Raw genomic sequence first — 6,173 nt, 5'->3', positions numbered from 1 at the left:
TAGCCGGGGAGCCTGGCCAGGGCGTTGCGCACCGATTCGCGGTCGGTCTTCCCGGCGTTCTTCAGCGCGGTGAAGAGCAGGCCGAAGGCGTCGTAGGTCAGCGCCGCGACGTCGTCCGGCGGCGCCCCGTAGGCCTTCGTGTAGGCGCCGATGAACTTCACCGCCGCCGGCGAGGCGTTGTCCGCGGCGTAGTGGGTGGAGAAGTAGTAGCCCTCGAGGTCCGCACCGCCGAGCTTGAGCAGGTCCGCGCTGCCCCAGGCGTCGGCGCCGAGGAACGGCGCGGTCACGCCGAGGCGCTTGGCCTGCTGGATCTGCAGCGGCACCTCGCTGTAGTAGTTCGGCAGGAAGACGACGTCCGGGGCGGCGGCCTTGATCTTGGTGAACTGCGCCGAGAAGTCCTTGTCGTTGGTGGTGTAGGTCTCGAAGGCCACGACCTTCCCGCCGAGCTTCTCGTAGTCCGCCTTGAAGACCTCGGCGATCCCCTTGTTGTAGTCCGAGGCCACGTCGTAGAGCACCGCGGCCTTCTTCGTCTTCATCGTCCCGAGGGCGAACTTCGCCAGCACCTTCCCCTGGAAGGGGTCGATGAAGCAGGAGCGGAACGCGTAGCGCTTCGGCTTGCCGGTGGCGGCGTCCAGCGTCGTCTTCGGGTTGGTCGACCAGGGGGTGATGAAGACCGTCTGGTTGCTCTCGGCGATCTCCGAGGCCGGGATGGCGTAGCGGCTGGCGTTCGGCCCGATGATCGCGACCACCTCGTCCTGCGTGATGAGCTTCTGCGCCGCGGCCGCGGACTGGTCGGCCTTGCCGCCGTTGTCCTCGACGACCAGCTCGACCTTGTACTTCGTGCCCCCGACCTCCAGCCCGCCCGCGGCGTTGACCTCCCCGGCGGCCATCTTCGCGGCGTTGCTGCAGGAGGCGCCGACCGCCGGCATGTCGCCGGTGATCTCGGCGATGACGCCGACGCGGATGCCCGCCGCCGGCGCCGTGGCGACGCTCAGCGGCAGGGACAGCAGGGCGAGCAGGATGGCGGCCTTCTTCATGTCTCTTCCCTCCCCGGGGGGTTTGTCGCGTCACGCACCATGGGCGCGCATTGTAGCATCGCGGCGCGCGCCGCCATGCCCCCGGCGGGGGGAGCGGGAAGCGCGCGATGGTTGACAGGACGCCGCCGAGGCGGCAACAATGCCGGACCATGAGCCCAGCTGCCGCGCCTCCCGTGCGCCGGATCCTGGCGGTCGAGGACGAACCGGATCATCTGCTGGCGGTGGACTTGCTCTTCCGCGGCGAGCCCGGCTTCGAGTTCTTCGGCGCCGGGACGACCGCCGAAGCCGAGCAGATCCTCCGGCGCGAGCCGATCGACCTGATCCTGCTCGACCTGGCCCTCCCGGGCGAGGACGGGCTGGCGTTCTGCAAGCGGATCAAGGCCGAGGAGCGCTTCCGCGCGATCCCCGTCGTGGCGTTCTCCGCCTTCCCGCGGCAGATCTACGAGCACCGGGCGCGCGAGGCCGGCTGCGTCGACTACCTCGACAAGCCGTTCCACCCCCGCGACCTCGTCGCCGCGGTCAGACGCAACCTGCCCGCCGCCTGAAGCCGCCCTAGAGCTCGACGATCCGGGCTTCGCGGGTCTCGGTCTCCAGCAGCGCCACCGTGGAGCGCCCCTTGTGCAGGCGCGCGGCCTTCCCCGGGTTGACGACCAGGCACCCGCCCTCGGCGTGGACGTCCGGCACGTGGGTGTGGCCGTAGATCACCAGGTCGAACTCCCCGCTGCGGGCCAGCGCCCGCACGAGCGCCGGCTCGTGGACGATGACGCCGCGCAGACCGTTGAGCGTCACGAAGTGCGGCTGGACGTGCAGCGCCCCCTTGAAGCGCTCCGACAGCAGGACCCGGTCGCCGTCGTTGTTGCCGAAGACCCCGCCGAGCGGCGCGCGCAGCTCGCCGAACGCCTCGTGCGTGAACGGCGAGACGATGTCGCCGGCGTGCAGCACCTGCACGGCGCCCTCGGCGTTGAAGAGCGCCACCGCCCTGGCGATGGCCTCCATGTCGTCGTGCGAGTCCGAGAGGATGCCGATCCTCACGCGCCGCCTCAGCCGATGGCGACGAGCTTGATCTCGAACGTCAGGTTGCGGCCGGCGAGCGGGTGGTTGCCGTCGACCGTGACCGTCTCGCCGTCCACCTTGGCGATCCGGCCCTCGACCCGCGAGCCGTCGGCGCGGGCGAAGGAGACCTCGGTGTCCACCGCGAGGGCCGTCCCGGCGGGGAGCTCGGCGGCCGGCAGCGCCCGGATCAGCGCCTGGTCCTTCGGTCCGTAGCCCTCGGCCGGCTTGACGACCGCGGTCTTGGCCTGGCCCACGCTCATGCCGATGAGCGCGTTCTCCAGGCCCTTGATCGCCTTGCCCTTGCCCACCGTCAGCTCGAGCGGCGCCGAGCCGAAGTTGGTCTCGAAGACCTTCCCGTCCTTGAGCTTGAGCGCGTAGTTGAACTTGACCCGATCGCCCTTCTTCACCTGTGCCATATCGCCCTCCCCCGGTGATATTTCGGCGCAGGAGTATAGTACAGAACGAATCCGGTTGACGCCGCCGGCGGCAGGTCCTACCTTTTCGACACAGGCTTGTGACACGCGGAACGAGACTTTGCGTGGTCTGCCCCGGGGAGGGAAGACGCATGGACGTTCCATCCCGTGCCCCGCCGCGCCCCCCGCGAGAATCCGCCCGCCAGCCGTCCTGCACGCCGCCACAGGGAGGGATCACCGCCATGAAGATGTGGGGAATCACACTCGGAATCCTCGCCGCCGGGGGGCTGTCGCTGGCCCTGGCAGCGGGGTGCGCGACCGCCCCGGCCTTCGGCGGGGGCTTCAAAGTGGCCGACTGCTACGGCTGCCACGACACGATCGAGAAGCTCCACGCCAAGGGCAAGCACGCGGGCGTCCTCTGCGACGCGTGCCACACGGGCCTCGACAAGCACCTCGCCGACGAGAAGGCGCGCCCGGCGACCCGGTTCGACTGGCAGGCCTGCGGCGTCTGCCACAAGGCCCAGTTCGAGAGCTTCCTCGAGACGGCGTACCACCGCCCGGCCCGCGACGAGAAGAGCCAGCTCACGAACCGCTCGCCGAATCCCTTCTGGGACAAGCTGATGATGGGCCACGGGTTCACGAAGGAGCACAATCTCACCCGCAGCCACGTCTGGATGGTCGTCGACCAGTTCGTGGTCGACCGGGCCTTCGGCGGGCGCTTCCAGCCGAAGAAGGGCTGGGAGTATGTGGCCGAGAAGGGCGGGAAGACGACCTGGGAGTACCTCGTCGACACCCACCCCGAGAACAACGAGCACAAGCCCTGGCTGGCGCAGACCGCCGCCGCGGCCAACCCCACCTGCATGCAGTGCAAGACGCAGGACAACATCCTCACCTGGCCGTACCTCGGCGACCCAGCCGCGAAGGGGGCGACGTTCACGCGCGCATCCAACGTCGTCGACGTGGCGCGCACCGTGAACTACGCACTCAATTGCTTCATCTGCCACGACCCCCACGCGGCGCGGCCGCGCATCGTGCGCGACGGGCTGATCCAGGCGCTGACCCGGCCGGAGGCCGACACGCTCTGGCACAAGGACCCCAACCGCACCAGGATCGAGGTCGTCGACATGGGCATGCGCGGCTTCCCGCGCAAGATCGCCCTGCTCGAGAAATACGACTCGCGCCTGCTCTGCGGGCAGTGCCACGTCGAGTACAACTGCAACCCCGGGACCGACGTCAAGACCGGCCAGCCGGTGAAGTTCGACGACCCACGCACCAACCACTTCCCCTTCAAGGACGCGCTCGGGCTCTACGACCACTACGTGAACCAGATCGGCTTCCTGGACTTCAAGCACCCGCTGACCGGCGGCCTGCTCTGGAAGGCGCAGCACCCCGAGGCCGAGACCTTCTACAACTCCGTGCACGCCAGGGCGGGGGCGTCCTGCACCGACTGTCACATGGCCAAACGCAAGGGGGCGGACGGCAGGACCTACACCTCGCACTTCGTGGTCTCGCCGCGCTACCAGCTCAAGGAGACCTGCCTGCGCTGCCACGCGAACCTGACCGAGGAGACCGCCGCCTACACGATCGACTCGGTCAAGGCCTACACGCGCGGGAGGCTGCGCAAGGCGGAGTTCTGGCTCTCGGCGCTGATCGACAAGATCGTCGAGGGGAAGAAGGCCAAGCTCCCGGACGATGTGATCAAACAGGCGCAGGACCAGCACCTGCGGGCGCACGTGCTCTGGGAGTACTGGACCGCCGAGAACTCGGACGGCTACCACAACCCCGAGCTGGCGCGCGATTCGCTGACGAAGTCGATCGACGAGTCGCAGAAGGGCATCAAGCTCGTCAACGATGCCCTCGCCCCGCCGCCACCGCCTGCGGCGCCCGCACCCGCCAAGTAGTCTGACGCGATCGGGGGGGAGCCCCGCGGCTCCCCTCCCCATCCCCCTTGTCAGCGAGCAGTGCCGGCCCGGGTGATGGCTTCGTCGAGGAGGGCGGCGATGCGCGTCGCCTCCCCCTCGCGCAGGCACGCGGCGGCCGTCTCGGCCGCGTCCGCCGACGAAACGGCCGCGAGCAGCTGCTTGATCCGCGGGATGAACGGCGCGGGCAGCGAGAACTCGCGGTAGCCGAGACCGAAGAGCAGCACGAACGCCCGCGGGTCCGAGGCCATCTCGCCGCAGATCGACAGGCCGCACTTCTCGCGGCGCGCGGCCTCGGCGACGTGGCGCAGCGCCGCGAGCACCGCCGGGTGCAGGTGGTCGTAGTAGCGGCTCACGAGCGGGTTCGTGCGGTCGGCCGCCAGCAGGTACTGCACGAGGTCGTTCGTGCCGACCGAGAAGAAGTCCACCTCCGCCGCCAGGGCCGGCGCCTGCCAGACCGCGGCCGGGACCTCGATCATCACGCCGAGCGGGACCTGGGCCGCGAAAGGCAGGCCCTCCCGCGCGAGGGCCTCGCGCGCCGCCGCGACGACCGCCTTGCAGCGGCGCACCTCGTCGAGGCTCGTGATCAGCGGGAAGAGAATCCGCACCGGGCCGTGCGCCCCGGCCATGAGGATCGCCTCGATCTGGGTGCGGAACATCTCCGGGTTCTCCAGCGAGTAGCGCACCGAGCGCAGCCCCATGAAGGGGTTCTCCTCGTGCGCGGGCGCCGCGTACGGCAGGTGCTTGTCGCCGCCGACGTCCAGGGTGCGGATCGTCACCGGCGCCCCCTCGAAGCGCTCGACGACGCGCCGGTAGAGCCGGTACTGGTCCTCGCGGCTGGGGAAGTCCTCGCGCACCATGTAGGGGAACTCGGTGCGATAGAGCCCGACGCCGTTGGCGCCGTTGCGCAGCGCCACGTCGACGTCGCTGAGCAGGCCGATGTTCGCGCGCAGGATCACGGCGACGCCGTCGGCGCTGACCGCCGGCAGCTCGCGCAGCCCCTCGAGCCGGTCGGTCTCGCGGCGGCGCTCCGCCTCGGCCCGGCGGTACTCCGCGGCGACCACCTCGCCGGGGTTGACGTAGACGCGCCCGGAGTTCGCGTCCAGGATCAGCTGGTCGCCCTGGGCGATGGCACGCAGCGCGCCCTTGACGCCCATGACCGCGGGAATGCCGAGCGAGCGCGCCATGATGGCGGCGTGCGAGGTGGCCTCGCCGCGCTCGGTGACGATGCCCAGCACCCGCAACGGGTCGAGCGCGGCCATGTCCGACGGCAGCAGCTCGGCGGCCACGACGATGCCCTCGGCGCCCAGCGCCGGGTCCGGCGTGCCGCGGCCCGCCAGGTGCGCGAGGATGCGCCGGCCGATATCGCGGATGTCCGCGGCGCGTTCGCGCAGATAGGGGTCCTCCATCCGCCCGAACGCCTCGAGGTAGCCGGCGACGGCCACCCGCACCGCCGTCGCCGCGCCGTGGCCGCGCCCGACCTCGCGCCGCAGCTTCTCGAGGAAGCCGCGGTCCTCGAGGACCATCAGGTGCGTGTGGAAGATGCCGGCGTCCTCCTCGGCGAGGCGCCCGGCGACCTGCTTCTCGAGGAGGATGGTCTGCATCCGCGCCTCCTCGATCGCCTTCTCGAGCCGCGCCAGCTCGCCCGTGGCGTCGACCGGCGCCGCGTCCGCCGTCTCGGCGGGGTGCGGGTGCTCGTCCATGAGGTTCGCGGGCCCCGCGGCGAAGCCCGGGCTGGTGCCGTTGCCGCC

Annotated in this window: 6 protein-coding genes; 2 read left to right on the top strand and 4 right to left on the bottom strand. The window is 70.5% G+C overall.

The window, feature by feature from the left end:
* The coding region (locus VI078_10520; GenBank protein HEY5999713.1) for an ABC transporter substrate-binding protein at positions 1-1,037 on the bottom strand (1,037 nt) is incomplete at its 3' end.
* 149 nt (positions 1,038-1,186) lie between these two features.
* Here VI078_10520 and VI078_10515 point away from each other — a divergent pair.
* Entirely contained in the window at positions 1,187-1,582 is a 396-nt protein-coding gene (locus VI078_10515) for a response regulator (protein ID HEY5999712.1), read from the top strand.
* 7 nt (positions 1,583-1,589) lie between these two features.
* Here the strand turns inward: VI078_10515 and VI078_10510 are convergent, their stop codons facing one another.
* Both VI078_10510 and VI078_10505 read right to left on the bottom strand, forming a co-directional pair.
* Complete coding sequence (locus tag VI078_10510) at positions 1,590-2,069, bottom strand: metallophosphoesterase (protein ID HEY5999711.1); 480 nt, start codon at positions 2,067-2,069, stop codon at positions 1,590-1,592.
* 8 nt (positions 2,070-2,077) lie between these two features.
* Positions 2,078-2,506, bottom strand: a complete 429-nt coding sequence (locus VI078_10505) for a peptidylprolyl isomerase (protein HEY5999710.1) — start codon at positions 2,504-2,506, stop codon at positions 2,078-2,080.
* A 239-nt stretch (positions 2,507-2,745) separates the two neighbouring features.
* On the opposite strand from VI078_10505, the gene VI078_10500 reads away from it, so the two are divergent.
* Positions 2,746-4,404, top strand: coding sequence for an ammonia-forming cytochrome c nitrite reductase subunit c552 (locus VI078_10500; GenBank protein HEY5999709.1), 1,659 nt, complete (start codon positions 2,746-2,748; stop codon positions 4,402-4,404).
* Between the two features lie 50 nt (positions 4,405-4,454).
* Here the strand turns inward: VI078_10500 and ptsP are convergent.
* Positions 4,455-6,173 (bottom strand): phosphoenolpyruvate--protein phosphotransferase (gene ptsP / locus VI078_10495; GenBank protein HEY5999708.1); only part of this gene is annotated, 1,719 nt, incomplete at its 5' end.

The organism is bacterium (assembly GCA_036524115.1).
Classification (GTDB): Bacteria; JAUVQV01; JAUVQV01; order JAUVQV01; family DATDCY01; genus DATDCY01.
The sequence above is the reverse complement of the archived record's forward strand: the minus strand, read 5'-3'. Positions and strand labels throughout refer to the sequence as shown.

Coding starts and splice junctions, on each gene's coding strand:
- VI078_10515 (HEY5999712.1), top strand. CDS start 1,187: ATGAGCCCAGCTGCCGCGCCTCCCGTGCGCCGGATCCTGGCGGTCGAG.
- VI078_10505 (HEY5999710.1), bottom strand. CDS start 2,506: ATGGCACAGGTGAAGAAGGGCGATCGGGTCAAGTTCAACTACGCGCTC.
- VI078_10500 (HEY5999709.1), top strand. CDS start 2,746: ATGAAGATGTGGGGAATCACACTCGGAATCCTCGCCGCCGGGGGGCTG.